At 63.0% G+C, this 613-nt stretch carries 1 pseudogene; it reads left to right on the top strand.

The annotated features are described in order from the left end of the window. Nucleotides 1-613, top strand: a pseudogene (locus PQR32_RS42135) (hemagluttinin domain protein); the annotation flags it as partial.

The following is a 613-nucleotide window of genomic DNA, read 5'->3' as shown; positions in this document are numbered from 1 at the left end:
GGCACTGGGTTCGAACTCGACGACGACGGCGAACCTGTCGGCCGCGGCCTACAACGCGGGTACGGGTGCGCTGTCTGGCGCGACGGCAGTAGGCGAAGTGTCGGTGGGTTCGGCTGGTGCAGAGCGTCGGATCACGAACGTGGCAGCCGGCTCGGCGGGAACCGATGCGGTGAACGTAAGCCAGTTGCAGTCGGCGATTGCCGGTAGCACCGCAAACGCGGTGGCCTACGATGACGGCACGAAGAACACGATCACGCTGCACGGTGCGAGCGGCACGACGAAGATCACCAACCTGACGGCTGGCAATCTGAGCCCGACGAGCACGGACGCGGTGAACGGTTCGCAGTTGTACCAGACGAACGAGAATGTCGCGAATCTGAGCAATAACGTCGCCAACATTGCAGGCAACGTCACCAACATCAGCAACACGGTGAACAACATCACCAACGGTGGCGGCATCAAGTACTTCCACACGAACTCGACGCTGGCGGACTCGTCGGCGACCGGTACGGATGCAGTGGCAATCGGCGGAGCGGCATCGGCTTCGGCAGCGAACTCGGTAGCGCTGGGTTCGAACTCGACGACGACGGCGAACCTGTCGGCAGCGGGTTAC

The sequence above is a fragment of the Paraburkholderia dipogonis genome (assembly GCF_046027395.1).
GTDB classification, from domain to species: domain Bacteria; phylum Pseudomonadota; class Gammaproteobacteria; order Burkholderiales; family Burkholderiaceae; genus Paraburkholderia; species Paraburkholderia dipogonis_A.
This window is presented reverse-complemented; position numbering and strand designations above follow the sequence as displayed.